The organism is Sinorhizobium psoraleae (assembly GCF_013283645.1).
Lineage (GTDB): Bacteria > Pseudomonadota > Alphaproteobacteria > Rhizobiales > Rhizobiaceae > Sinorhizobium > Sinorhizobium psoraleae.
Genome location: NZ_JABEKV010000001.1, coordinates 696990 through 721357, shown reverse-complemented (window position 1 = coordinate 721357; position 24368 = coordinate 696990). Strand labels below are relative to the sequence as shown.

The 24368-nt window shown below is 60.2% G+C and carries 21 protein-coding genes and 1 tRNA gene; 11 read left to right on the top strand and 11 right to left on the bottom strand.

The annotated features are described in order from the left end of the window. On the bottom strand, positions 1-807 hold the full coding sequence (gene hisN, locus ILFOPFJJ_RS03230) for a histidinol-phosphatase (protein ID WP_173509122.1): 807 nt from the start codon (positions 805-807) through the stop codon (positions 1-3). A gap of 305 nt (positions 808-1112) precedes the next feature. Further along, positions 1113-1994: an N-formylglutamate amidohydrolase gene (locus ILFOPFJJ_RS03225; RefSeq protein ID WP_173510141.1), complete on the bottom strand. Its 882-nt coding sequence runs from the start codon at positions 1992-1994 to the stop codon at positions 1113-1115. Positions 1995-2185: 191 nt separating this feature from the next. On the opposite strand from ILFOPFJJ_RS03225, the gene cpdR1 reads away from it, so the two are divergent. Both cpdR1 and ILFOPFJJ_RS03215 read left to right on the top strand, forming a co-directional pair. Further along, a complete protein-coding gene (gene cpdR1, locus ILFOPFJJ_RS03220; RefSeq protein ID WP_003531148.1) occupies positions 2186-2548 on the top strand; it encodes a response regulator CpdR1 in 363 nt (120 codons plus the stop codon). A 287-nt stretch (positions 2549-2835) separates the two neighbouring features. Continuing rightward, positions 2836-2910, top strand: a tRNA-Val gene (locus ILFOPFJJ_RS03215). A 672-nt stretch (positions 2911-3582) separates the two neighbouring features. Here the strand turns inward: ILFOPFJJ_RS03215 and ILFOPFJJ_RS03210 are convergent. From ILFOPFJJ_RS03210 to ILFOPFJJ_RS03190, 5 genes are all read right to left on the bottom strand, one after another. Then, a complete protein-coding gene (locus ILFOPFJJ_RS03210) occupies positions 3583-4098 on the bottom strand; it encodes a CYTH domain-containing protein (RefSeq protein WP_173509121.1) in 516 nt (171 codons plus the stop codon). Positions 4099-4202: 104 nt separating this feature from the next. Continuing rightward, a complete protein-coding gene (locus ILFOPFJJ_RS03205; protein WP_173509120.1) occupies positions 4203-6311 on the bottom strand; it encodes a mechanosensitive ion channel family protein in 2109 nt (702 codons plus the stop codon). 136 nt (positions 6312-6447) lie between these two features. Then, entirely contained in the window at positions 6448-7413 is a 966-nt protein-coding gene (locus ILFOPFJJ_RS03200) for a DUF2950 domain-containing protein (RefSeq protein ID WP_173509119.1), read from the bottom strand. A gap of 17 nt (positions 7414-7430) precedes the next feature. Continuing rightward, positions 7431-8822, bottom strand: coding sequence for a DUF3300 domain-containing protein (locus ILFOPFJJ_RS03195; RefSeq protein ID WP_173509118.1), 1392 nt, complete (start codon positions 8820-8822; stop codon positions 7431-7433). Positions 8823-8913: 91 nt separating this feature from the next. Beyond that, on the bottom strand, positions 8914-9171 hold the full coding sequence (locus tag ILFOPFJJ_RS03190; protein ID WP_173509117.1) for a hypothetical protein: 258 nt from the start codon (positions 9169-9171) through the stop codon (positions 8914-8916). Between the two features lie 444 nt (positions 9172-9615). Between ILFOPFJJ_RS03190 and arcD the strand changes: the two genes are divergently transcribed. From arcD to ILFOPFJJ_RS03160, 6 genes are all read left to right on the top strand, one after another. After that, a complete protein-coding gene (gene arcD, locus ILFOPFJJ_RS03185) occupies positions 9616-11088 on the top strand; it encodes an arginine-ornithine antiporter (RefSeq protein WP_173509116.1) in 1473 nt (490 codons plus the stop codon). 48 nt (positions 11089-11136) lie between these two features. Continuing rightward, on the top strand, positions 11137-12366 hold the full coding sequence (gene arcA / locus ILFOPFJJ_RS03180; RefSeq protein WP_173509115.1) for an arginine deiminase: 1230 nt from the start codon (positions 11137-11139) through the stop codon (positions 12364-12366). Positions 12367-12404: 38 nt separating this feature from the next. Beyond that, complete coding sequence (locus tag ILFOPFJJ_RS03175) at positions 12405-13409, top strand: ornithine carbamoyltransferase (RefSeq protein WP_173509114.1); 1005 nt, start codon at positions 12405-12407, stop codon at positions 13407-13409. Between the two features lie 2 nt (positions 13410-13411). Beyond that, a complete protein-coding gene (arcC, locus tag ILFOPFJJ_RS03170; RefSeq protein WP_173509113.1) occupies positions 13412-14353 on the top strand; it encodes a carbamate kinase in 942 nt (313 codons plus the stop codon). 31 nt (positions 14354-14384) lie between these two features. Then, the gene (locus tag ILFOPFJJ_RS03165; protein ID WP_173509112.1) at positions 14385-15932 is read left to right on the top strand and encodes a Na+/H+ antiporter NhaC family protein; all 1548 of its coding nucleotides are present in this window, start codon (positions 14385-14387) and stop codon (positions 15930-15932) included. A gap of 223 nt (positions 15933-16155) precedes the next feature. Next, the gene (locus tag ILFOPFJJ_RS03160) at positions 16156-16626 is read left to right on the top strand and encodes a histidine kinase (protein ID WP_173510140.1); all 471 of its coding nucleotides are present in this window, start codon (positions 16156-16158) and stop codon (positions 16624-16626) included. A gap of 112 nt (positions 16627-16738) precedes the next feature. Here ILFOPFJJ_RS03160 and ppk2 read toward each other — a convergent pair whose 3' ends face one another. The 4 genes from ppk2 to ILFOPFJJ_RS03140 form a co-directional block, all read right to left on the bottom strand. Then, positions 16739-17518 carry a polyphosphate kinase 2 gene (gene ppk2, locus ILFOPFJJ_RS03155; RefSeq protein WP_246299527.1) on the bottom strand — a complete coding sequence of 260 codons (780 nt, stop codon included), beginning with the start codon at positions 17516-17518 and terminating at the stop codon, positions 16739-16741. Between the two features lie 148 nt (positions 17519-17666). After that, entirely contained in the window at positions 17667-19367 is a 1701-nt protein-coding gene (locus ILFOPFJJ_RS03150; protein ID WP_173509110.1) for a SulP family inorganic anion transporter, read from the bottom strand. Positions 19368-19382: 15 nt separating this feature from the next. Continuing rightward, on the bottom strand, positions 19383-20615 hold the full coding sequence (locus ILFOPFJJ_RS03145; RefSeq protein ID WP_173509109.1) for an HlyD family secretion protein: 1233 nt from the start codon (positions 20613-20615) through the stop codon (positions 19383-19385). Positions 20616-20618: 3 nt separating this feature from the next. Continuing rightward, entirely contained in the window at positions 20619-21125 is a 507-nt protein-coding gene (locus tag ILFOPFJJ_RS03140) for a hypothetical protein (protein ID WP_173509108.1), read from the bottom strand. A gap of 413 nt (positions 21126-21538) precedes the next feature. Between ILFOPFJJ_RS03140 and ILFOPFJJ_RS03135 the strand changes: the two genes are divergently transcribed. The 3 genes from ILFOPFJJ_RS03135 to ILFOPFJJ_RS03125 all read left to right on the top strand — a co-directional run bounded on the left by ILFOPFJJ_RS03135 (position 21539) and on the right by ILFOPFJJ_RS03125 (position 24100). Beyond that, entirely contained in the window at positions 21539-22678 is a 1140-nt protein-coding gene (locus ILFOPFJJ_RS03135; protein ID WP_173509107.1) for an AI-2E family transporter, read from the top strand. A 360-nt stretch (positions 22679-23038) separates the two neighbouring features. Further along, positions 23039-23317 (top strand): hypothetical protein, encoded by a 279-nt coding sequence (locus ILFOPFJJ_RS03130; protein WP_173509106.1) that lies wholly within the window; start codon positions 23039-23041, stop codon positions 23315-23317. Between the two features lie 138 nt (positions 23318-23455). After that, positions 23456-24100 (top strand): helix-turn-helix domain-containing protein, encoded by a 645-nt coding sequence (locus ILFOPFJJ_RS03125; RefSeq protein ID WP_173509105.1) that lies wholly within the window; start codon positions 23456-23458, stop codon positions 24098-24100. The last annotated feature ends 268 nt before the right edge of the window (positions 24101-24368 follow it).

The following is a 24368-nucleotide window of genomic DNA, read 5'->3' as shown; positions in this document are numbered from 1 at the left end:
TTACAGTGAGCGCAGCCCGTCCGGATCGGACGCGCTGCGCTGCAGTATTTCCAGCGCCTGCGCGTGAAGCTCGCGACTGCCGGCTGCGATGATCTCGCCGCCCATTTCCGCCGGTCCGCCCTGCCAATTGGTGACGACGCCGCCCGCCTGTTCGATCAACGGGATCAGCCCGCCGACGTCGTAGGGCTTCAGGCCGCACTCGATGACGAGGTCGACGTGGCCGGATGCAAGAAGCGCGAAGGCGTAGCAATCGCAACCGTAGCGGAAGAGCCGCACCTTGGACTGCAACGCCTCGAAGCGCTCCTTGAGGTCGCCGGTATAGAGATGCGGCGACGTGGTGAACAGCACCGCATCCGAGAGCGCATCGCAGGCGCGCGTCGAAAGCACCTTCTCCCCGCCGGGGCCGCGATAGATCGCCTTCTCGCCGTCGGCGAAATAGCGTTCGCCGGTAAAAGGCTGGTCCATCAGGCCCATCACGGCCTTGCCGTTGCGATAGAGGCCGATCAGCGTTCCCCATACCGGAAGGCCGGAAATGAAGGCACGCGTCCCGTCGATCGGATCGATGACCCATACATGCTCGCGGTCGAGACCGACATTGCCGTGCTCCTCGCCGAGGATGCCATGGCCCGGAAATGCACTTTCGATCAGCGTCCGGATAGCCGCCTCGGCCGACCTGTCCGCCTCCGTGACGGGATCGAACCCGCCCTCGAGCTTGTTAACGACACTGGTGCCGGTCCGGAAACGCGGCATCGTTTCGGCTTTGGCAGCGTCGGCGAGGCGGTCGAAGAAGGTGCGGTCCGGCAACATATCGCTCTCTCGAAGGCAGAAAGGAAGGCGATCCTGAATAGACGAATTTGATCGAAAGGCAAGAACGCCGGAGATGAGCAACGAGAAGGCGGGCTGCGGGTCGGATTGGCGCACGCATCGCCGTCGATCAGGAAATGTCCCATTGCGGTGCGGAAGTTTTGGCGGCCCACAACTTGACATTTGTGCAGCGCAACATTACAGTTTTTGAGCAGTTACTTGTGGCTGCAAATACCCTCCTTGGGTGTTTCCTCCCTAGACTTGACCGCGCCGCTGGCGCGGTTCTTTTTGAGTGACGATTGCAAGCACTATTCTGCCGCGAGCGGCAGATAGGCACCGTATTCCTCGACATGTTGTGCAAGCGCGGCGATGAACGTCGTAAGATCGGCCGTCAGCGCGGCAAAGCCCGGCTTCTTGACGAGGGTCGTTTCGTCGACATAGAGGCTGCGGTTGATTTCGATCTGCAGCGCATGCAGTCCGCGCGTCGGCCGGCCATAATGTTCGGTGATGAAGCCGCCGGCATAGGGCTTGTTGCGGGCGACCACGTAGCCGAGCTGCTCGAGCAGGTTGACGGCGGTGCGCGACAATTCTCCCGCCGCGCTCGTTCCGTAACGATCGCCCACAATGAAGTCTGGCCGCTGGCCGCTGCCCGGAAGGTGAACATTGCCAGGCATCGAGTGGCAATCGATCAGCACGGACATCCCGAATTGGACATGTGTGCGGGCGATCAGTTTTCTGAGCGTCGCATGATAGGGCTTGTAGATCGACTCGATGCGTGTCAGCGCTTCCTCGACCGGAAAGCGGTTGCGATAAATTTCCATATTCTCGGCGACAAGGCGCGGCACGGTGCCGAGCCCGCCGGCGACCCGCATCGAGCTTATGTTGGCATGCGGCGGCAACTGCCCTTCGAACATGCGCGGATCGAGTTCGTAGGGTTCACGGTTGACATCGAGAAAGGCGCGCGGGAAATGCGCGCGAAGCAGCGGGGCCCCTAGAAAGGTGGCGTTTTGAAACAGCTCATCGACGAAGTGATCTTCCGAACGGCGGATCGAATGCGCGTCAAGCCGAGACTGACTCAGAAAGGACAGTGGGTAGGACCGGCCGCTATGGGGGGAATTGAACACAAAGGGAATCCGCTGACTTGCGGGCTCCAGTACCTCGAAAAATTCCCGCTCGACCACTTCCCCCATCGCAACCCTTTTTACCATGTCCGGATCTTGCTGTTTAGATCATGTTGCCAGTTGGTCGCCTCTGTGTCCATAGTGACGTCTTGCTGGTATCAGGGCTTGATCTGCCCTGTTCACCAGATATTTACCATGTTGCGGTTTGCTGAGCTGCCGCACTCCACAAGCATTGAAAAGAAGAAGCCACGGCCGAATTCATGACTGCGAAAATCCTCCTTGCCGAAGACGACAACGACATGCGCCGCTTCCTCGTGAAGGCGCTGGAAAAGGCTGGCTATAAGGTCCTGTCCTACGACAACGGCGCCAGCGCCTACGACCGGCTTCGCGAAGAACCCTTTTCGCTTCTGCTGACCGATATCGTCATGCCGGAGATGGACGGCATCGAGCTCGCCCGCCGCGCGACCGAGCTCGACCCGGACCTGAAGGTAATGTTCATCACCGGCTTTGCCGCGGTGGCCTTGAACCCCGATTCGAAGGCGCCGAAGGATGCCAAGGTCCTCTCCAAGCCCTTCCACCTGCGCGACCTCGTAAACGAGGTCAACAAGATGCTGGCGGCCTGACGGACTCCGAAATCCCGGCTTACTGACAGGACGAAAATCACAGCGCCCGCCAAACTCCTGCGCGGGCGGCGCGCACTGCTTCGAGGCTGTGGCCGATCAACACGGATCGGCTACAGCCTTTTCATTTCAATGAGTTATCGGGAGGAGCCGTGTGCGGAAAGCGCCGAGCGAACCCGCTTAACCACGAGAAACGCCACTCAAGAACGCCGTCTAAAATTCTGTCAAAAAACCTTCTAAAAGCCTATTGACGCGGACGAGGGTTTTGTGGTCTATGCGCCGCATCGGATGGGCGTGTAGCTCAGCGGGAGAGCACTACGTTGACATCGTAGGGGTCACAAGTTCGATCCTTGTCACGCCCACCATCCTTTTCAAGGGCTTAGCGGGAAATCGCTGAGCCCTTTTTGGTCTCTGGTGCCAAATGGTGCCAAGTTCGGGCGGTGAAACGGTGCCATTTTTGGCACCCGGCAGCCACTGTGAGCACTCTCACCCGGACCTTCCCGAGCTCTCCAATTGCAACCCGTTGCAACGGACAATCGGGCATCTCGGGGTCGTTTGCGGGAGAGGGCGAGATCATTACCGTAAGCCCGATTTACTCTCTGTCCCAATTGCCCCCCTACAGCTGCGCGGACGGCAACCAATTGGTTTTCTTATGACGCGTCATGTCCCAAATAGCCTGCTGTTTAACGGGCACGGAGTGGCCGAAGACGGGATTTGGTGCAATTGCCGCTGTTCAGTAGCCTTCCGGCAAAGGCCGAACCGGGTGGAGAGCCGAAGTTTGGCAGCCGGTCGGCAGAGGTTCTGGTTTGTGCCGCCAAATGGACGTTCGACGAGGCCGGCGAGCTGGCCGCGCGGAACGAACGCGCTAACACCCTGTGCTCCCCCACAGATTTCTCAACTTTGCACTTGATCACGGCGAGTAGGTCGCTTCTGCGCGGCACGACAGAGGCGGTGGAGCTGGCAGTGGTTCTCAAATCACGAGGCGAAGCATAGTAAGGATCTGTGTTTCTCGGCGCGGAATGCATGGCGGCTTCAGATCACCCTATAGGCACGGTCGGTCGTCCAACCGGCGAGGGCGAGGAAGGCGTTTGACGGGCCGCACGGCTTCTCATTGCCAGCGCGCGATTTGAGTACAACGGATTCCCCGTGATCTCAGGGCCGAGCCATTTCGGATGCGGGGGATCATCCCAACCGTTGCGCAATTCTACTTCAGCGACGACCAGACCTTCATTTACCCCTGAATAGACGTCGATATGCCAGAGATGATCAGCATAGCGAACCTGGTATCGAGTCTTCTCGACGATACCCAACGCGAACTCGAACATCTGCAGCGCGTCGGAATACGGTATTGCATATTCATACTCCTCGCGTCGCATACGGTCTCTGCGGAACTTGGCTGTCAAAGTCGCGCGCTCGGCGTCAATTGTCCTCACGCGCAGCGTACGGTTTTTTGTTGCAATGAGGTAGGCTTGCCGAAGTGCGGAGCCCGCCGAGGCGCTCTTCCGCCAACGATCATTCAAGACCTGAAACTTACGTTCGATCTCTATTGCCATTATTTTGCCTATGCGCGCCCCGCGTCGCGAACCATATTCTGCCCCGGCGAAACGTGCTCTTCATTGATCTGGGACAAGGAACGTCCTTTTTGACGTTTTGCCAGCTATTCCGCCGCAGCCTCGCCGCCCTGGCTTAAGACCGCATTTTTCTTGGCGATTGCATCGCGGGTCGCGGCGGCCGCAGCCGTCGTCGACTGCGTATCGTCGCCCGCGACCTGCACCGTCGGCGAGGCAAACGAGATGCCATTCGTCTTGAAGGCTTCCTTGATCAGGGCCTGGGCCCGACGCCTGACCTGGGTCTGATTTCCCGGTTTCGTCTTCATCGCGAAGCTCAACGTCACGCCGTAATCGCCGAACTGCTCGACGCCCTTCATCTTCACCGTTTCTATGATCAGCGGGCCCAGCTCTGGATCTTCGAGCAGCGCGGCCCCGACACCCTTCACCACTTTCTTCACCTTGGCGACATCGGTGTCATAGGAAACGTTGATCTTGAATTTGTCGATCACCCAATCACGGCTCATGTTCTGAACCGCGCCAAGCGAGCCGAACGGCACGGTGAACACCGGACCGCGGTGGTGGCGCAGTTTTACCGAGCGGATGCTGAAGGATTCGACCGTTCCCATATAGCTGCCGCTCTGGATGTATTCGCCGACCCGGAAGGCATCATCCATCATGTAGAACACGCCGCTGATGACGTCCTTGACCAAACTCTGAGAGCCGAAGCCGAGGGCGACCCCGAAGACGCCCGCGCCGGCGATCAGTGGAGCGATCGCAACGCCCAGGCCAGAGAGCACCATCAGCACGGCAACCACCGCAATGAAGGCGGCCAGGAAGTTGCGCAGAATCGGCAGCAGCGTGCGCAGGCGCATATTACGGGCGAGTTGCGCCGGATCCGCGACGTCGACACTCGCCTGCTTCACGCGCAGATCGATGAACTCCTTTGCCAGTTGCCAGACGAGATCCGCCGCGAGCAGGATGACGACACCGGCGAGAACGCCGCGGAAGATGCGGTTGAAGGCATCGTCCTGCATCATCGAACTGCCGTTGAAGCGGAAGACAACGGCGAGCCAGGCAGCCGCCAGCCCAATGATCACCAGCCGGGCGCCCCGTTCGATCAACACATTGCGCAACACGCGCATACCGTCGGTCGCCGAGGCGTCGAGCATCGTCCTCGTCGTCGTGCTGGTAAAGCGCAAGAGCGGCGGTAAGCCGAGAACATAGATACCGATCCAGAACAGCACCTTCATGCCGGCGACCCAAAGGAGCCACAGCAGGACCAGGAAGGCGACAATCATCGCATTTCGGAGCATCCGGCGCGCCGCCGTCGTGGCCTCGACGGGGCGGCGAAGTGTTGTGTCGATCGCCATGCCGAGAATGACAAGCCCGATTATAGCGGCAACGAGTGTGCGAACGTCTTCCGCAATCGAGAGGGCCTGCATCACATCGGTAACCGCCCACACAAAGGCCAGCGCGCAGATGAAGAGCACCGATCGATTGAACCAGAACCTGGCGGCGCTGGGGGCAAGCGTCGCACGTTTCCCTTCTGCGCCTGGCGTCGTGGCCGCCTCCGCCGCCGGCTTGAACACAGCCGATGCGACGGCAATCAGCAGGCGCGCGCTTATCCAGGCTATGAGCAGTGGTGCGACCGCTGCCTCCAGTCGGGGAGGCCAATCGGAAAGCACGAATGTGGCGATTGCGGCGATTGCAAAGGCGACGAGAGGTGCGATGCGGATGAAGGCGCCAAGGCCGCCTCCGTGCTGGGCGGCGTTGCGCTCAGCATTGCGCCGCAGGAAATGGCGTAGCAGGTATTCAGCGCCATAGCCGACGAGCAAAAGGAAGGCGAACCCCCGCAGAATGGGCATCGTTCCCTGGCTCTGCATGTCGCCGGCGATGCGCTCCTTCGCGGCCCGCCATTCGGGAGCTATCCGTGGAACCGCGTCCCGCATCCCGCCCAAGTGCTTCCTGATTTCCGCGACCCATTGGGAGGCAAGCCCGGTCGCCGGCACCGGTGCCGCCGGTGCAGCCGTCTGCTTGGACACCAGCCATTGGCGAACCTCTGGATCGTCGAGCAACTCGATCAGTTGCTGCACCTTGGCTGGAGGCTGCGCGGCCGTCGGCTCTTGGGCGGCGACAGGAGCGGCGAAGCCAAAAACGAGCCGCAGAAGCAAAAGGAGCGAGGCGAGCAATGCGCCACCGTGACCACTCTTGAGCATCGCAATAACCCGTTATCCTTCCTTTGCACCAGCACAATTGACAATCGGTTCGCTGCCGCCGCCGTTGCCCGGCGAGAACAGGGGCATGGTCAAGGCGTGCGAACTCCGAATGGCACCGCAGCCCACGGGTCGGCATTCAGTCGGCCACCACGCTCCATTTGTCGTCCGGATCGAAACGGTCGATGAACGGCACGATCGCCTCGGTGCTGGGTCCGAGGTCCCGTTCGTAGACGATACCCTGCTGGTTGACGACGAAGGTCTTGACGCCGGTCTCGGCATAGGTGACCGGCCAGGCGATCAGGCCGAAGCCGGCGATCATGTTGTCGTTGATGACATAATCGTATTTGCCGCCGGCGATATTGTTGCCCTGTGAGGTCAGGATTAGGAAGCGATAGCCGAAATAGCCCTCGCCCGCCTTTGCCTTTTCGAGCGCCGCCTCGCTGATCGCGTCGCCGACCGGGCTTTCGCCATCGCCCTGATCGGCCGGCCAGTAGAGCCCGTCGGTCTGGCCCGGGCTGCTGATCAGCTTCTGGGCATATTCGAGCACGCCGTCCGCATCGCGGTCCTCGGAAGCATAGTCCTTCTGAGCCTCGACATAAGCGCGTACCGCTTCGATCGCCTCAAGCTCGTTCTCGCCGACGCGGCGGTTGACGATCTCCTCCAGCCCGACAAAGGTGTCGAAGGCCCATTTGCCGTCCTCACCCTTGGTGATCGGGAATGGCATCGGCCAGAGGCGATCGCCGATTTCGAGGATCTTGCGCTGGTCGAGATCGCGGACGACCACGTTGCGGGCTGCCCCTTCACGAATGAGCGCGAAGGTTTCCATCGCCCCTTCGCCGGTCTTCACCTTTGCCGCATCGAGGCCTAGCAGCTTTGCCAGCCCGTCGAAGTCGTTGGCGGCAAGCCTCGCCTTGAAGGCCTCCACCGCTTTGGCCGGATCGTCGAAGGCCGGCGGGTCTTCGGTCGCGGCGTAGTCGTCGATGCCCGACGATTGCTGCGCCTGCTCTGGCTGCTGCGCCTGCGCGACGGCGTCGATACCTGCAAGGCCGCCCGCAAGCGAGAGCGCCGATCCGAGGAGAAGGGTGTGCAAAAGTTTGGTCATGGCCGTTCTCCCTCCGCTCAGCGCCTGCGTCCACCACCGCCACGGCCTCCGCCGCCACGGTGCATCGGCGGTCTGCCGCCGCCGCCACGACTCATCTGCGGCCGCCCGCCACCGCGATGACCACCACCCATGCTGTGGCCGCCACGCCGCGACGACGCCACTTCGCGCCGCCCGGCATTGACGTTGCCGAGGCCGGAGGGCTTCTTCGGCCGCTTCTGTACCTTGGAGGCCATCTTCTTCTTGCCGGCTGGCCGGTTCACCTGCGAGGGCTTGTTGCCCTTGGGGCGATTGACGCTGGGCTTCGAGCCTCCGGGTTTCGCCTTCGCTACCGCCTGCCCGCCCCCAGGGCGCGCCGTGGCATCCCGTCTCGGTTGAGCCTTCAGACCCTCCAGGGTGCTCTTGCGCACGTCCTTGAGCTGGCCGCCGCCAGCACCACCCGGGCGCGCCTGCGGCCGATCGCGATTGATCTCGGCGGCGCGGTTGCGGATGTTGTTGTTGCCGTTGGCCTTTATGTTGTTCCTGATGTTCGTCCGATCGAATTTCTGGAGCTGGTCGCGGTCGAAGTTGATCTTGCTGCGGTCGACGTTTTTCCAGTCGATGTCGTTCCAGTTGACTTTGCCGTCGAAGTCGATGTTGTTGAAGCATTTGTTGCAGTCGACATCGATGTCGCCGTCCCAGTCACCGCCCCAAACACCCCAATCGTCCCAGTCGACGATGGCGGCAAACGCCGCGCCGGTGACGGCTCCCGCGAAGAAGGCGGCTCCTGGATACCAATAGGCGGAATAGGGTTCTTCGTAATAGCTGATCGGCGCGGGCGCGTAGTCCGCCTCGTAAAGCATCTCCGGCGGATACTGCGGCACGTAGATCGTTTCCGGATTTGCCGCCTGTATAACGATATTGTCGCCCTCCTCAACCACCTTGATCTTGTCGTCTGTCTCGATGATGTCCTTGGCAACCGCCTCGTCGCGCAATTGCTGGATGGCGATCAGCACGTCTTTCTGCTGATTGGCGATCGCCTCGCCAAAGGCCTGCGTCCAGTCGAGGTCGTCGCTCATCATCTTGACGATCTCGGGATAGTTCAGGAGTGAGATGATACTGCCGTCCCAGTCGTCCTTCGGCTTCAGGGCCGAATTCTTCTTGCGCGCCTCGAGAAACCGCTCCGCCTCGACGATCTGCAGCGGATAGAGCGAAGCGGCCGAGACAAGCGCCACCAGCTCGTCCGGAAAGAGTGCGATCCGGGCGACCAGGACTTCGAGCTCGTCATCGCTGAGCGGCTCGGGTGCGGCTTCCTGCTGTGGTGTAGGCGCTGCCGTCGCCGTTTCCTGGGCGAGCGCCAGGCCACACGACGCAAGCAGGGTTAAAGCGACTGCCGTCGCACGGCAGAGCACAAGAATCTGCTCCCTGACCATATTCTTCCTCCAAAGGGCTCCACGGCCTATTGCTCACGGCATTATTCATGGGCAGGAGGCGGCTCTGCGTCCCGGACCGCTTGGTGCCGAGCTACTGCACAGGCTTCGTACGTGCCGGTTGCTGCTGGTTGATCGTACCCGTGGCGCCGGGATCCGGCCTTTGTGCCGCGTCTCTGCGCTTGAGGAGATACTTGTTGATGGGCTCGCGCTGCCCGTCGATGACGCGCTGATTTATGTCAACGCCTGGGTAGTGATCTCCGGAGTAGCCGTCGGCCAAGGAATAGGAAGCCGGGAATGCGGTCACGATAGCACCGGTGGCAGCGAACAGAATCTTCCCTATCTGATTCATCGTACTCTCCCGCTTTCTTGTTTTCTGGATGTTACGCCCATCACTCCTGTTCGTCGTTGATTGTGATCAACGAGCCAGACAGGCAGGCCGCGGCCAATTCGCGCCCAGCTTTCTGTGCCTCAGCCGTTGGCTCCAAGCACATGTCCTGCGTCGGCTCTGTCGCGGCAGCGACGGAGATCCCTCACTTCTGCCGACAGTCCGGTCGGTCTGTCGCGAATATTGCTGTTTCAGACTGCGCGGCATCTGCGTCAACGAGCTAGCACATCAGGAAGCGAACGAACGGACGATGCATTTGTCTCAAATCAATGACACGCTGTGTCCTCATTCCTAAAGTTGCGCGATGTGGAAAGCGCGCGTCCTACTGAACGCGCAAAGGTTCCGCAATACTGTGCCCGAGAGCTGAAACGCGTGAATGCAACAACTGCATGCGATTTGGAGGGGGACATGACGATCGCGCATGAGGGCACCTTCAAAACTGAGGTGCATTCCGACAAGCTCACTCTCTTGCCACTCACTGCTCTAGTCGTGGGCTCAATGATCGGCGGCGGCGTTTTCAACTTGCCGTCAGACATGGCTCGCGCCGCTTCGCCCGGGGCAACTTTGATCGGCTGGGCCATCACCGGCTTCGGCATGCTGATGCTGGCGTTTGTCTATCAGACGCTGGCAAACCGCAAACCGGATCTCAATGCCGGTCCCTATGCCTATGCGAAGGCCGGCTTTGGTCCATTCATGGGCTTCATCAGCGCCTGGGGCTATTGGTTGAGCGCATTTCTTGGAAATGTCGCCTATGCGGTCGCCATCTTTTCCGGACTATCGTTTTTCATTCCAGTGTTCGGCGATGGGAACAACCTCGTTTCGATCGTCGGCGCCTCGATCTGCCTCTGGGCCATTCACTGGCTGGTGCTGAAGGGCGTCAAGCAGGCCGCTTTCGTCAACATCGTTACCACAATCGCCAAGCTCGCGCCGCTCTTCCTTTTCGTATTGATCGCCGTCGTCGCGTTCAACTGGGACAGGTTCACGCTCAATTTCTGGGGACGCGGGGGTGCTCTTGATGCCCCCGACCTCGGCAGCGTCATGTCACAGGTCAAGAGCACGATGCTGGTCACCCTGTGGGTCTTCATCGGCATTGAAGGGGCGAGCGTATACTCCGCGCGTGCAGCCCGGCGCTCCGATGTCGGTCGGGCGACGGTGATCGGTTTTCTTGGTGCGCTTGGAATTTACGTCCTCGTGTCCATGCTTTCGACGGGGATTTTGAGCCAACCGGAACTGGCCGGGCTCAAGGTCCCGTCGATGGCCGGAGTCCTGCAGCCACTCGTGGGGCAATGGGGAGCCGCTTTGATCAATGCAGGGCTGATCGTCTCAGTTGGCGGCGCATTCTTGTCCTGGACATTGCTTTGCTCCGAAATTCCTTACACGTGCGGGCGCGACGGCACCTTTCCGACCTGGTTTGCCGTCGACAATGAAAACGGCTCGCCGGTAAACTCGCTTTGGGCGACCAATATCCTGATCCAGCTTTTCCTGGTCCTGAGCTTCTTTTCCAAAAGCGCCTACCAGTTCTTCTATTTCATCGCTTCGGTTGCGATCCTGCCTCCCTATGTCTTTTCCGGAGCATACGCCCTCAAGCTCGCATTGAGCGGAGAGACCTATAACCAGAGCGCGTCCGGTCGAAACAGGGATATCGCCATAGGTGCACTGGCGACGCTTTATGGCGTCTGGTTGGTCTACGCCGCCGGACTCAGCTACCTCTTGATGTGCTCGATCCTGTTTGCCCCCGGCCTCCTTGTCTACGCGAAGGCCAGGAGGGAGCGAGGCGAACAGGTGTTTGCCGGATTTGAATTATGGCTTGCCGGCCTGGTCGTCGTGCTCGCCATCGTCGCCGCCTATTTGCTGTGGATCGGAAAGATAAGCCCGCTCTGAGCGTGATGGGTCAAGTTGCAGGGGCTCCGGTTGAAGGAGGAGATGCGCATGCGCAACTTTGGTGTTCATTCGGAAGTAGGTAAGCTCAGGACCGTCATGGTGTGCAGACCATCATTGGCGCATCAACGACTGACCCCGGCGAACTGCCACGATCTGCTGTTCGATGATGTCATCTGGGTTCACGAAGCTCAGAAGGATCACTACGACTTCGTTCTGAAAATGCAGGAGAGAGGGGTCGAGGTCCTCGAACTCCATGATCTCCTCGCCGAGACGCTCGTCGACGCCGATGCGCGCAAGTTCGTTCTCGATCGGCGCATCACCCCGAACGTCATGGGTGCCCAGATTGCCGAGGCCATGCGGCCCTGGCTCGATGAAATGGATTCGAAACAACTCGCCGCCTACCTTATAGGCGGCATTGCCATTGCCGACCTCCCCGAAGGCAGGGGCAAGGCGCTGATGGTGGGCGCTTTCGGGGGACTCGAATTCGTTATTCCTCCCATCCCCAACACGCTCTTCCAGCGCGATCCATCCTGTTGGATATACAATGGCGTGACCTGCAACCCGATGTTCTGGCCCGCGCGTCGTGCCGAAACGCTGGTGCAGCGGGCGATTTACAAATTTCATCCGATCTTCAAGGGCGGCGATTTCAATATCTGGTGGGGCGACTCGGACGAGCAGTTCGCCAACGCTACCATGGAGGGCGGCGACGTAATGCCCATCGGCAACGGCACCGTGCTCGTTGGAATGGGGGAACGGACCACCTATCAGTCGGTGGGCCAAGTGGCCCAAGCACTATTCAAACACAAGGCAGCGACGCGGGTCATCGGTTGTCTGATGCCGAAGAGCCGGGCCGCGATGCATCTCGATACGGTCTTCAGCTTCTGCGACCGTGACGTCGTGACGCTTTTCGCCGACGTGGTCGAGCAGATCCGCTGCTACAGCCTGCATCCCGTTGATGACGAAGGAAACTTCGAGGTCCGGGCCGAGGAGCGTCCGATGCTTCAAGTCGTGAGCGAGGCGCTGGACATCCGGAAACTCAGAACCGTAGCCACCGGCGGCAACGCTTATGAGGCGGAACGCGAACAATGGGACGATGGCAACAATGTCGTCGCGCTCGAGCCAGGGGTGGTCGTCGCCTATGACCGCAACACGCACACGAATACGCTGCTGCGGAAGGCGGGTATCGAGGTCATCACGATCCGAGGGGCGGAACTGGGGCGCGGCCGCGGTGGTGGACACTGCATGACCTGCCCGATCTGGCGAGAGCCCGCCTATTGAAGAATTCCCATCCTGACTATGGCAAATGGAGCAGCATCATGAGTTTCAATCTCCGCAATCGCTCGCTTCTTACGGTGCAGGACTACACACCTCGCGAGTTTCGTTACCTTCTCGATCTCGCGCGCGATCTGAAGCGCGCCAAATACGCACGCACGGAGCAGAAACACCTGGAAGGGAAGGAAATATGCCTGATATTCGAAAAGACATCGACGCGCACCCGTTGTGCATTCGAAGTTGCCTGCTCCGATCAGGGCGCCAACGTAACATACCTGGATCCCGCCGGTTCGCAGATCGGGCACAAGGAATCGTTCAAGGACACGGCCCGGGTCCTCGGTCGAATGTATGACGCCATCGAGTATCGCGGCTCCTCCCAGCACGGGGTCGAAACGCTGGCAAAATATGCCGGCGTGCCGGTCTATAACGGCCTCACCGATGAATATCATCCTACGCAGATGATCGCCGACGTCATGACCATGCGTGAACACGCCGACAAGCCGATCAGCGACATCAAGTACGCCTATGTGGGCGATACGCGGTCGAACATGGGGCACTCATTGCTGATCGTCGGCTGCCTGCTGGGCATGGATGTGCGGATTTGCGGCCCGAGATCGCTCTGGCCCTCGGAGGAATATCGGAGCATCGCCGAGAAGCTCAAAGAGCAATCCGGAGCGCGCCTGATGATCACCGACGATCCCCAGGCGGCCGTGGAGGGAGTCGACTTCATTCATACCGACGTATGGGTTTCGATGGGCGAACCGAAGGAAGTCTGGAAAGAGCGAATCCAGTTGCTCACCCCCTATCAGGTCAATGCGGATTTGATGAAGGCGAGCGGAAATGCGCAGGTCAAGTTCATGCACTGCCTGCCCGCATTCCACGATACCGAGACAACACTCGGGAAGCAGATAGCCAACGACTATGGCATGACCAACGGCCTCGAAGTAACCAACGACGTATTCGAATCCGAGGCGAACGTTGCGTTCGAGCAGGCGGAAAATCGTTTGCACACCATCAAGGCCCTACTTGTCGCAACGCTGGGAGATTGAACATGCGTGTTGTGATCGCGTTGGGCGGCAATGCTCTCCTGAAGCGCGGGGAGGCGATGACCGCAGGCGTACAGCGTCAGAACATCAAGATTGCGGCCGAAGCCATAGCACCGCTTGTCGCTGAACATCAGGTCGTGATCACGCATGGCAACGGTCCGCAGGTTGGGCTGCTTGCACTCCAGGGGGCAGCTTACAAGCCAGATGAGGCCTATCCGCTCGACGTACTTGGCGCAGAGACAGAGGGCATGATCGGCTACATGCTGGAGCAGGAGCTAGGGAACCTCCTTCCATTCGAAGTGCCGCTCGCAACATTGCTCACCATGGTCGAGGTCGATGGTGCCGATCCCGGATTTCAGAACCCGACCAAGTTCGTGGGGCCGGTCTACGAAGCGGACGCGGCTGCCAAGATCCATCAGGAGAAAGGATGGATTTTCAAGCAGGACGGTAACAAATGGCGCCGTGTCGTTCCATCGCCCGTTCCCAAACGGATATTTGAGATACGCCCGATCCGCTGGTTACTGGACAAGGGAACTGTCATGATCTGCGCTGGCGGCGGCGGTATCCCGACTATGTATGAGCGGGGTGCGGACCGGAAGCTTGGGGGAGTGGAAGCGGTAATCGACAAGGATCTTTGTTCGGAGCTTCTGGCGCGAGAACTTGAAGCTGATCTGTTCATTATGGCCACAGACGCCGAGGCGGTCTACACCGACTGGGGAACAGCCGATCAAAAGGCTATCTTCAAGACGCCGCCCGACAATCTGAGTGCATACCCGTTTCCCGCAGGCTCCATGGGTCCAAAGGTAGAAGCGGCGCGCCATTTCGCCAAGACGACAGGGCACTCGGCTGCGATCGGGGCATTGGCGGATATTCCGGCGATCGTGCGTGCGGAGCGGGGGACCATTATCAATTCCTCATTCCCCGAAATGACTTGGCATGGTGTTTAGGCGCAGACGCTCGCACTTTGGAACAATCAAGATGGCACAAATCCCTCGCGAGGAAGGTATCGGCCCAAGAGCGATTTCACGTCCCCCTTCGCTGGTCGATGCCCTTGTCCCTTGCTTGGCTCTTGTTGTTTTTCTTTCGCTTTCCTTCGTGTTGTTCGGCAGCGGTGCCTCATCTGGCCCCAACCAGATAGCGTTACTCTTCTGCGGGATTGTTGCGGCGGGAGTAGCCTATAAGAACGGGTCGCGATGGGATGACATCCGCCAAGCCGTCGTAGACGGTATTGCTGCAGGCCTTCCGGCAATTCTGATCCTTCTGGCTGTTGGAGCGCTCATCGGCACCTGGGCGATGAGCGGAACGATCATTTCAATGATCTACTACGGACTGAAGCTGCTCAGCCCGGTTTATTTTTACGCAACAACTTGCCTCGTTTGCGCCGTCGTCGCCTTCAGCATCGGCAGTTCCTGGACGGTTGCGGGAACGCTCGGTATCGGTTTGATGGGCATCGCTGCGAATATGGGGCTGTCGCCGGCGGTCACGGCTGGCGCGATCATTTCCGGAGCATATTTTGGCGACAAGGCTTCGCCACTCTCTGACACGGTGAATCTCGCCACGGCGACTGCCGGCTCCGACATCTACAGCCATATCCGTGAATCGCTTTGGACCTCCGTGCCGGCGCTGCTTCTTTCATCGATCGCTTTCGCGTTGCTTGGGCAGGCAGGCGAGTTTGATGCCACGCGTGCGCTCGCAATGATCGACAGCAAGGTCGACGTCTCGCTCTGGTCGTTTCTGCCTCTCGTACTCGTCTTCCTGCTCTCGATCGCCAGGCTTCCGCCCTTCGTGACCATCTTTGCAGGAGCTATCGCCGGTGCCATCGTGGCGGTTCTGCACGATCCGGAGGGCGTCGCAACGTTTGCTGCAGCTCCAGACCTGCCTCTCGGCTTGGCGTTGCTGAAAGGTGCATGGGCAGCGCTCGCCAATGGGTTCATTTCGTCGACAGGGGAAAAATCCATCGACCTGGTTCTTTCCCGCGGTGGCATGTCGAGCATGATGAACACCGTTTGGCTGATTATCACGGCTCTTGCTTTCGGTGCGGTCGTGGAACACGCGGGACTGCTGAAGCGACTGATCGATCCGATCGTGGCGCGGACGAAATCTACGGCAGGATTGATCGCGACGGTCGTCGGAACGTCGGTTGTCTCAAACGTAGTCACCTCCGATCAGTACATATCCATCGCCCTGCCTGGAAAGTTGTTCGGTCGCACCTTCGCAGATCGAGGCTTAGCCCCCGTCATGCTGTCGCGGGTCGTCGGGGACTCGGCCACGGTGACTTCACCCCTCATACCTTGGAACAGTTGCGGCGCATATATGGCAGCGACACTCGGGATTTCCACCGCCGCATATGCTGCCTTCTGTTTCTTCAATATCGTGAACCCGCTACTCACCATCATTTTCGCTCTTCTGAATTGGCGGATAGTGCGAACGGGGGGTCTCGGGGCTCCAGATGAGCCGAGAAATCCGGCGCCAAATCTGAAACACACATCGGCTCCAGATGAAGTTGCGATTGTTTCCAAGAGGTAGAAAATGGCGGTGGAAATCGAGCGAAAATTTCACGTCTCAGGTCAGTTTGCCGGCGACGAAGAACCGGATGGTTAGTGTCCGGACCATAGATGGGGCTCGCGCAGTGCTGGCCATGAAACCAGACCGACTCAGCGCAACGGCAGCGTCACGCGCTGCCCAAGAAGTGAACCAAGCAGCTATTGAACACTTTTGTCGTCCTGTTGATTTGAAGTGGAGCACCAACATGCCGGAAAACAAAGACTTGGATCCGAATGCAGCACCGATCAGCGCCTCGCAGCTTCGCATGCAAATGCTGGAGCGGGAGATGGCAGAAATGGACAAGGAGCGAAAGCTCCGGGCGGTGCAAGAACAGAAGCTCGCCGATCTTGCTGCGGATTTCCTCGAGAAACACGTCTCGGAGGAGGAAATCGCGGTGGTCCGCCGCCTCGTCGCAAGCGCGGTAAAGGCCGGGAAATTCGAAGCCATGGTCTACAGCTTCCCGTCTTCGCTCTGCACCGACAGCGGCCGCGCGATCAACAATGCCGATCGCGACTGGCCGGAGACGCTACAGGGCAAGGCCAGGGAATTCTACGAGCGCTACCAAACGTTCGGCAAACCCCAGGGCTACAAGCTGAAGGCGATGATCATCAATTTCCCCGGCGGTGTGCCGGGCGATGTCGGCTTCTTCCTCGACTGGTCGCCCGACAGGGTGTGAGTCGCGCCGACGGACGGAGAGCGTCCGTGGCCTGCGAGTGCCGCAATCGTTTCCCTGCGCGAGGCTTCGGCCCGTTCGCCTGAAGCCGTATGCGTCACGTACATGCATCTACTCAGAAAACGTCCGGTACCGTCCGGCGCATATGAGTATCCGCAGCGTAGTCTTCGGGCCGCTTCTGGCGCTTGCCAAGGTCGGGTTCGGCGAACTTCACCCGTTCATAGGGGATCGAGGCAAGCATGTGCGAGATGCAGTTGATGCGCGCGCGCTTCTTGTCGTTGGACGGCACGATCCACCAGGGAGCATAGTCGGTGTCGGTCATGCGGATCATCTCTTCGTAGGCGCGGGTATAATCCCACCAGCGGCGATAGGACTCGACGTCCATCGGGCTTAGCTTCCACTGGCGCAACGGGTCGTCGATGCGCTGGCGGAAGCGCCGCTCCTGCTCTTCTTCGCTGACGTCGAGAAAATACTTCAAGAGGATGATGCCGCTTTCGATCATCGCCGCCTCGAAGCGCGGGGCAAGCTCGAGGAAGCGTCGCGCCTTCTCCTCGGTGCAGAAGCCCATGACGCGCTCGACGCCTGGCCGGTTGTACCAGGAGCGATCGAAGATCACGACTTCGCCGGCCGCCGGCAGTTGCTGGATATAGCGCTGCATGTAGATCTGGGTCTTCTCGCGATCAGTCGGCGCCGGCAGGGCGACGACGCGGAACACGCGCGGGCTCACGCGCTCGGTGATGCGCTTGATCACGCCGCCTTTGCCGGCCGCGTCGCGCCCCTCGAAGACGATGACAATCCGCGCCCCGCTCTTCTTCACCCAAGCCTGGAGGTGGGCAATCTCCACCTGCAATCGGGCGAGTTCCTTCGCATAGTCGCCGCTCGAGGTCGTCTCCATCGCATACACCCCGGCGACTTTCCTGTTGCTGTCCCTGTTCTTTTCTTTAGCTTTTTTGCCGTTCTTGCCATTCTTGACCATGCTATCCTCCCATCTCCAATTGCCGTTGTGTTTCAACAGTTACTATTCGTGCGGCAGGCGGTCGGTCCTACTGCGCCGCCCTTGTGGTGCCGCCTTTCTCGAAGGCAGCCAAGGCGTCGTCCAGATCCTCGAAGATCATCCCGGTGCCGATTCTCGCGATCACGCCGGCCCGTTCAAGGATCTCGCGCGCCTCGAAATGCAGTTCGGCGATCGCAAGCGCGATGCCGCGCTGGCCGAGATCGTCGTGAACCTCGTCGAGCATCGCGGCCGCCGAACTGTCGATCTGGGCGATCGCGCTCGCATCCATGACGAACCAGCGGGTATTGGCAGGCAACGCGTCGATCACGGCACGCAGACGCTCCCGGACGTAGTCGGTGTTGAAGAACAGCAGGCTGCCCTGGACCATGAAGATGGCAAGACCGGGCACCGGCCGCGCCGCCTGGTTGCGATGGAGCTTATAGAAGCCGTCGTGGCCGGCAAGCCGGCCGAGCAACGCGTCACGCGGAAACATCGTCTTGCGTAAAATGTAGACTAGCGTCGCGGCAATGGCGGTGACGACGCCTTCCAGCACGCCGAAACTGATTGGGCCGAGCATTGCGATGATCGCAAAAAGAAACTCCATCCGGCTGATGCGCCAGATCTCCTTCAGGGCGGCAACATCGATGAGGCTCAGCGCTGTCGCCACCAGCACCGCGCCGAGCGTGGGGATCGGCAGGATGCGCAGGACGTCGCCAAAGAACATCAGGACCGCCATGAGGGCAGCGGCGGCAACTATGCTTGCGACTTGCGTCCGGCCACCGACGGTAAAGTTCACCGCCGTGCGCGAGTCCGAAGCAGTGATGGGAAAGGTTCCGAAGAGCCCGGCGGCGATATTCGCCGCTCCGAAACCCTCTAGCTCGCGGCTGGGATCAACCAGATAGCCGCCCTTGGCCCCAAAACTGCGGGCGGCGATGATGCCGGAGCCGAAGCTCACCAGAAAGATGGCGCCGGCGCCAAGCAGGAGCGACTGGAAGGGGAGGCCCGCGATCGACGGCAGCGTCAAGGACGGCAGGCCATCGGGGATGTCGCCGACGACGGCGATGCCGTGCCCTTCGAAATCGAAAAGGGCGGACAAGAGCACGGACAGCGCGACAACCAGTACCGGCCCGGGTATTGGCGATTGCATGATGCGCGCTGCCTGCAGCAGCGCGAATGACGCGGCCGCCAATGCGAGCGACGGCCAGTGGATCGCGGCCGCCTTGGCGATAAGTTCGAGGATGGGAGCGATTAGGCCATCAGCCTCGATGTCGATGCCGGTGACCCGGTCTATCTGACCGATCAGGATCGAAAGCGAAATGCCGGCGAAGAAGCCGATCAGGATCGGACGCGACAGAAAGGTCGCAAGCACCCCGAGCCGCACCGCGCGCGCGATCAGGCACAGCGCGCCGACGGCGAGCGCAAGCAAGGCCGCCACCGCGACCCTGTCCTCGGTTACGCCCGGAACAGCATAGACCGTGGCAAGCACCGCAGCCAGCACGGTCATGGTCGCGGCGTCCGGCCCGACGATCAGGCGTTGCGAGGGACCGACGAGGGCATAGGCGATCAAGGGTGTGATGCTGGCGTAAAGCCCAGTCTCCGGCGGAAGGCCGGCGATGGCCGGATAGGCGATGGCGCTCGGCAAGCCGACTGCGGCTATCGCGAGCCCGGCAGAGACATCGCTGCGCAACCAGCCCGCCCGGTAACCGGCAAGGTTCGCAAGCAGCGGTAGGCGAGAAAGGGTCAGCCCCATGCCGTTGCCTCCGGATCAGTGACCTGTCAGGACGAGCGTCTGGACGGGCAAGAGCAGCGCCTGCAGCCGGAGGATCGCCGCGTGCACCAGCCCGACGGCGTCGATGACATGTAGGTACAGCCAGCGTTGCGTGCTGATGCCGGGCTCATGGAGCGCGTCATGATTGCTGGTATAGGCATTGGCGATGCAACTGCTTCCCGGCGGAATGCCGCTGAACTGACTCTGATAGAGCGGCTCCAGATAAGCCGTCAGTGTGCCCGGGCGTGCCAGTTGCTGGGCGTCGACGAGCAGGTCCGTCGGCCGATACTGGCCAGCGGCGATGACGTCCTGCACCTCGGTGACGACCATCGGGATGATGGTGAAGGGCTTGCCGATGCAGGTCGCCTCGGCGATCATCCCGGCCTTCATCACCTGCGCCTCTATCTGGCCGAAGCCGGCGACAAGTGCCACGCGCCCGGCCTGTTCGGGCACGAGGACGCCCGCGGTGCGGATCATCGGATTGACGATGTCGCCGGGCCGAAGGGTAAATTGCTGCACGGTGCCGGCGACGCCGGCGCGCACCGTCGTCTTGTCCAAGTCCACCTGAGCCTGGGCGAGTGCCGCCTCGGCGCTTGCCTTCTGCGCCGGCAGGAGCGAGGAGATCTTCGTCTCCAGGGTCTGCTTGTTCGAAACGGCGGCGGCGAGCGCGCCCTTGCGGCCGTCGGCGGCAACCTGCAGCCGCTCGATTTCCCGCCTCGAGACAATGTTGGCGTTCCGCTGGTTCAATTCGACCTGCGTCTGAAGTTCATTCAGCGCCTGGAGGTAGGCGCCCTGCGCTTGTGCGATCAGGCCGTCGGCGGAGGCAAGCTCGCTCTGCGCCACGGTCGTCTGCGCCTCAATTTCGGCGACGCGCCGGCGTGCGGTTTCAAGCGCCGCCCGCTGCTGGGCATCGTCGAGGCGGAAAAGCGGTGCGCCGGCCGCGACCTTCTCATTGAGGCCGACATAGACCTCGGCCACCCGGCCAGTCGACTCGGGCAGGATGGTGACGGTGCGGAAGACGGCGGTGACATTGCTGGTCGAAGGGTGGAAATAGAAGATCATCGTGATCAGCGACACGGTGAGGATCACGCAGGCGGTGATGCCGTAGCGCAGCTCGAACCACATCGAATAGAGATTGATCTCGCGGCCGATGCGCTTGCCCTGGACGTAGCGGCGGAAGAGAAAGTCGGGAAAGATTGTGAGCATCGAGCAGATCAGGAATTCCAGCATGGCTCACCCCCTTCGCTCGATCTTGTCGTCGCCAGGAAACGGCGGGGCTTCGAGTTGCACCCATTGCGGCTCGTTCGAGCGCGGCGCCCTGGATGGCGGCGCATTCGGCGGCGACTCGGATGTCGTCGTCGCTCCGCTCTGTTGCGGCCCACGCGTGTCCGCCCTCTCGTCGCGGCGGGCAATCCTGGCGAGCGAGCGGGCGATCGACTTCACAGGGGAGGAAAAGTCCGGAAATTCGACCATGGCGAGCAGCAGCGCGGCGATCCAGAACAGATGATTGTGGGTGAAGAGCGCGATCAAACATAGCACGCCGATGATCTGCAACTGCCCCTTGCTGGCGCCATGCGCCATGTGTTCCGGCAGGGCGTGCAGCCGCAGATACAGAATGCCGACTAGGAAGACCATCAGTAGCACGAAGACGAGCATCACGGTAAAAAGGACGTCCGTCTGCCCTGGCGCGGTTATGAAAGGCGGCAAATGGTCGACCGCGGCCGGATGCGACTCTTCCATCTCTGCACTCCTCTTTGCTGAAGGCCGGCCGTAAACTCAATTGCTTCGCGAAAATATTTAACTCCCGATGGAATGATACGCGAAAATATGCTCCGCTGGCATTGATCGCAGTCAAAGTCGACACGTGACAGGGTCGCTCGATTAGCCTCGATGGTGAACTGCCTCAATGGCATCTGTAAGCGTCGAATGACGTATGCTACGGTATGTTACTGCAACGTGGTCGCAGGCGGCGTACCATCTCCAAGAGCGCGTTGCATGAGGCGCACTCGCCGCCACGCTTGAGGCGGAGCATGCGGGAGACGGCGTCCTTCAGTTCAATGTTCGCCGAAACTGCACCCTGAGCGACGGCGTTGCGGCAGGCCGCGGACGTTTTGGCTTTGATTTGCGTTGCTGCGTGGAAAAGTGAGGCGAGAATGGATGACGATCCATCCCGAACGAGTCCGGTCCGAGGTGACCCAACCGGTCGATCATCCATCGAGGCAAAGATCACCGAGATTGTCAGGATCGGCATAGTCGCGCTTTTCGCCTATTGGTCCCTGACGCTAATCGCCCCATTCGCGATCATTCTCGTCTGGGCAGCGATCTTGGCCGTCGCGCTTTATCCGGCCCACGCCGCCCTTGCAGCCATGCTCGGCACCCGGCCTCGGCTGGCAGCGGTCCTGATCACGGTGGTCTGTCTGGCCGTCATCGTCGGTCCGCTTGCGGCCATTGCCGTCAGCTTTGCCGAAGGAGTCCAAGCGCTGCTTGCAAGACTAGACAATGGTTCGTTGCTGATACCAGTACCCCCCGAGAGTGTTCGCAATTGGCCAATGATCGGCGAGCGCATTTATGCTGCCTGGGGTATGGCGTCTGGCAATCTTGAGGCTGTTCTAAGGCAACTCGAGCCTTCGCTGCTGCAGGCGGGGAGCAAGGCTCTCGGCAAGATCGCGAGTATCGGCGTCGACTTGCTCGGCTTCGTGGTTTCCGTGCTTGTTGCCGGATTTCTTTTCGGATCCGGAGAGCGGCTCGCGGAGACTGCGCAAGGCTTCGCCAGCAGGATGGGTGGGGACAGGGGCGTCGGGTTCGTGCGGCTGGCGGCGGCAACGATTCGCAATGTGGCACGCGGCGTTATTGGCGTTGCGCTGCTGCAGGCGTTTCTCTGTGCATTGGTGCTGAGCCTGTTCGACGTTCCTGCACCCGGTGCAATCGCCTTCGTCGTGCTCATTCTCTGCATCGTTCAGATCGGGCCGGCGCTGGTTTTGCTACCCGTGATAATCTGGGCCTGGGTGGCGATGGACTTCGGCCCGGCAGTCTTGTTTACACTTTTGCTGACACCGCTCTTTATCATCGACAACGTTATGAAACCGATCTTGGTGGCGCGCGGGCTTTCAACGCCAACGCTTGTCATCTTGCTAGGGGTGCTCGGCGGCACGCTCTCCTACGGCCTGATCGGCCTGTTCCTGGGGCCGATCGTCCTTAGTGTCTTCCATGATTTGCTGATGATCTGGATGCATTCGGGTGCGGTGCCGGAAAAGTCACTGCCTGAGTCTTCACGATTGCCGCGCCAGACGTGACCATTTACGTGGGGCGCATCACTGTAGCGAATGTCCTTTGCTCGAGGCCTGTTCAGACTCAATTTTCGGGGACCGATACGCCCGCCTCTCGCAAACCTTCGATGAAGTGCTGTTGGTCCTCAGGACGACGAATTCGCAAGGCGACCTCCTTTCGGATGTTCTCGAGGAGCAGTTGTCGGTTCGACCCGGACGCCCCGCTGGTCTGCTACCATGTCCGCCCCCAATCGACACAACGCAAGCTTGTGTCCAGCGGTACTGTAAGCTCCCGTATCTTACGTCCGCACCCGGTCAAAGCGCAATATATATTAGACCGATGTATTAAAGTTGTATTTCATTTCGAGCTCGGAGGGGTGGAGCGAAATGAACGGGCGATCAGGGTGGAGTGACGAGGAACACGGCCTGGCAGCGGCCTTGCGTCGGTTTCCTGCACGCTCGTTGCAGATCAGGGAGTTGTCGATCCGCGACGAGAGCTTCAGGGGGATGTGCGAGGACTTCGCAGCCGCTGAAAACGCGCTTGCTCACGCCGATCAGCTTCCTTTTCACGTACGCGAGGAGCGCCGCGCGGAGTTCAGGAGCTTGGTAGAGAGCCTGGCGGCAGAGATTGAGCAGGCGCTCGGGCCGGCGAAAGGTCTCATCTAATTAGAGAGTTTGCCGCTTTACCTGGGCGTCGGAGCCGGCGTCCGAACGGTCTGCTCGCTGTTCAGCGCGCAGAACACAAGGAAGATCCGCTGGATCAGGGTTCTTGTAAGGCAAGGGCACAGTATTGGGAGTCGAATAATGCATACGTCAATATTGGCTCACTCGGGGAGATTCATAGGTACCGTCCCCATGGGGCCGCATACGCAAGGGGAAGTCGAGTCGAGGCCGATCAGCAGCTTCGTCAACGGACAAAGCATTTACTCTTCCGGGGAAAGGGCCGGTCAGGCCTACCGAGTAGAATTCGGGGCCGTTCGCGTGTACCGCGTGCTTGCGAACGGCCGACGACAAATTCTTGCATTCCATTTCGGAGGAAACTGGTTCGGTCTGCAAAATGAGGACCTGCACCGTTCCAACGCCGAAGCGATAGGTGTCACTGGTGTAAAGAGCGTCAGCCTCCACGAAGATCCGCTTATCTGGCAGGGTTTGTTGCCAGCGGTGTTGGAGAACTTCCTGTCGGCTCAGGAACACCAATTGGTCATTGGCCGCCAAAGCGCCGTCGAAAGGGTCGCGGCATTCCTACTCGAAATGTCGGATCGTTCGGGTCATTCGCATAGGTTCGAACTATCCATGCCCCGCGTCGATGTCGCCGACTATCTCGGGCTGACGATCGAGACCGTTTCGCGTTCGCTTACGAAGCTGAAGAACAAGCGCATTATCAACTTATACGGTGCTCGCGGCATCGAGATCCTTGAGTATCGCGCGCTTCAGAACTTGTGTCTTTAGTGGCCCAACATCGACCTTTGTACTGCAGGGTCGAAGGCACTTTTGGCGCTCCGACATGAAGGAAGGAGCAGGGCGGAGACGGGGCCAAGGCTCAAACGAAACCTCTGTCGGCAGTGTACCAGCTTTGGCTTCGAAGTCGCATAATCTATCATTGGTAACCACAGGTTGCCGGGGACACAAGCGGCGCCGCGACCCCGCAGGCTTGGGAGGGAAATGAGCCTACCGCCCCTGTATTGACGCACCCCTGTGTCCAAACACCTCACAAGCA

Coding starts and splice junctions, on each gene's coding strand:
- hisN (WP_173509122.1), bottom strand. CDS start 807: ATGTTGCCGGACCGCACCTTCTTCGACCGCCTCGCCGACGCTGCCAAA.
- ILFOPFJJ_RS03225 (WP_173510141.1), bottom strand. CDS start 1,994: ATGGGGGAAGTGGTCGAGCGGGAATTTTTCGAGGTACTGGAGCCCGCA.
- cpdR1 (WP_003531148.1), top strand. CDS start 2,186: ATGACTGCGAAAATCCTCCTTGCCGAAGACGACAACGACATGCGCCGC.
- ILFOPFJJ_RS03210 (WP_173509121.1), bottom strand. CDS start 4,098: ATGGCAATAGAGATCGAACGTAAGTTTCAGGTCTTGAATGATCGTTGG.
- ILFOPFJJ_RS03205 (WP_173509120.1), bottom strand. CDS start 6,311: ATGCTCAAGAGTGGTCACGGTGGCGCATTGCTCGCCTCGCTCCTTTTG.
- ILFOPFJJ_RS03200 (WP_173509119.1), bottom strand. CDS start 7,413: ATGACCAAACTTTTGCACACCCTTCTCCTCGGATCGGCGCTCTCGCTT.
- ILFOPFJJ_RS03195 (WP_173509118.1), bottom strand. CDS start 8,822: ATGGTCAGGGAGCAGATTCTTGTGCTCTGCCGTGCGACGGCAGTCGCT.
- ILFOPFJJ_RS03190 (WP_173509117.1), bottom strand. CDS start 9,171: ATGAATCAGATAGGGAAGATTCTGTTCGCTGCCACCGGTGCTATCGTG.
- arcD (WP_173509116.1), top strand. CDS start 9,616: ATGACGATCGCGCATGAGGGCACCTTCAAAACTGAGGTGCATTCCGAC.
- arcA (WP_173509115.1), top strand. CDS start 11,137: ATGCGCAACTTTGGTGTTCATTCGGAAGTAGGTAAGCTCAGGACCGTC.
- ILFOPFJJ_RS03175 (WP_173509114.1), top strand. CDS start 12,405: ATGAGTTTCAATCTCCGCAATCGCTCGCTTCTTACGGTGCAGGACTAC.
- arcC (WP_173509113.1), top strand. CDS start 13,412: ATGCGTGTTGTGATCGCGTTGGGCGGCAATGCTCTCCTGAAGCGCGGG.
- ILFOPFJJ_RS03165 (WP_173509112.1), top strand. CDS start 14,385: ATGGCACAAATCCCTCGCGAGGAAGGTATCGGCCCAAGAGCGATTTCA.
- ILFOPFJJ_RS03160 (WP_173510140.1), top strand. CDS start 16,156: ATGCCGGAAAACAAAGACTTGGATCCGAATGCAGCACCGATCAGCGCC.
- ppk2 (WP_246299527.1), bottom strand. CDS start 17,518: ATGGAGACGACCTCGAGCGGCGACTATGCGAAGGAACTCGCCCGATTG.
- ILFOPFJJ_RS03150 (WP_173509110.1), bottom strand. CDS start 19,367: ATGGGGCTGACCCTTTCTCGCCTACCGCTGCTTGCGAACCTTGCCGGT.
- ILFOPFJJ_RS03145 (WP_173509109.1), bottom strand. CDS start 20,615: ATGCTGGAATTCCTGATCTGCTCGATGCTCACAATCTTTCCCGACTTT.
- ILFOPFJJ_RS03140 (WP_173509108.1), bottom strand. CDS start 21,125: ATGGAAGAGTCGCATCCGGCCGCGGTCGACCATTTGCCGCCTTTCATA.
- ILFOPFJJ_RS03135 (WP_173509107.1), top strand. CDS start 21,539: ATGGATGACGATCCATCCCGAACGAGTCCGGTCCGAGGTGACCCAACC.
- ILFOPFJJ_RS03130 (WP_173509106.1), top strand. CDS start 23,039: ATGAACGGGCGATCAGGGTGGAGTGACGAGGAACACGGCCTGGCAGCG.
- ILFOPFJJ_RS03125 (WP_173509105.1), top strand. CDS start 23,456: ATGCATACGTCAATATTGGCTCACTCGGGGAGATTCATAGGTACCGTC.